Source organism: Massilia sp. CT11-108 (genome assembly GCF_047302915.1).
Lineage (GTDB): Bacteria > Pseudomonadota > Gammaproteobacteria > Burkholderiales > Burkholderiaceae_D > Telluria > Telluria orientalis.
The window spans coordinates 1-668 of sequence record NZ_JBKYMO010001127.1 but is presented as its reverse complement, the minus strand read 5'-3'; the positions used below and the strand labels follow the sequence as shown (position 1 = coordinate 668).

The following is a 668-nucleotide window of genomic DNA, read 5'->3' as shown; positions in this document are numbered from 1 at the left end:
GTGATATAGCTCAGTTGGTTAGAGCATAGCATTCATAATGCTAGGGTCGGTGGTTCAAGTCCACCTATCACCACCAATTCAACGGCCCAGTTCGATGAACTGGGCCGTTTTCTTTTCTAAATAGTTATCGCACGTCTCGTTTTCGCGAAATCTTGCGTATCTCAGATTTTTTCTCCTGGTCGGCAGCATTGACGGCGTAATGCAAGGTTGATGACAATCGGCGCAGCTTGACGATACCTGTCGATATTGATATTGCTCCAATCGCAAACCCCGATACCAACGCCCCGCCCATTAGCTTAATCACACCCCCAAATTCTTGGGGCAGCTTTAGAAAATCCGATGCCACGATAATCAGTACGGCGGGTATTAGCATCGAAAATGGCTTGAGCACTTCCATCCATTTTTCGCGCGTCACGATTTCAGAATCAAGCCGAAGAAGCATGTGTTTTAATTCCGGCAATTTCTTCTTATCCAAATCGGAGACAACGCGCTTTTCCTCTTCAAAGCGTTTTTCCAGCCAATCCGCGATCCAACCTGCAGAATCGCCGAACATCTTCCGCTGGCGCCGCATCTCAAGGAATAGTTGAAGCACTAGGGAAGTGCTTATATGGACGCCTCCTGGAGTTCAAGTGATTTTTGACGCTGGTTGACAGTAAGGTCGCAGTCTT

General features: G+C 47.6%; 1 protein-coding gene. It reads right to left on the bottom strand.

The annotated features are described in order from the left end of the window. Positions 1-124: 124 nt before the first annotated feature. Positions 125-571 (bottom strand): hypothetical protein, encoded by a 447-nt coding sequence (locus ACEN88_RS33560; RefSeq protein WP_413346666.1) that lies wholly within the window; start codon positions 569-571, stop codon positions 125-127. Between the last annotated feature and the right edge of the window lie 97 nt (positions 572-668).

Excerpts from the sequence above, each read along its gene's own strand:
- ACEN88_RS33560 (WP_413346666.1), bottom strand. The coding sequence starts at position 571 with ATGCGGCGCCAGCGGAAGATGTTCGGCGATTCTGCAGGTTGGATCGCG.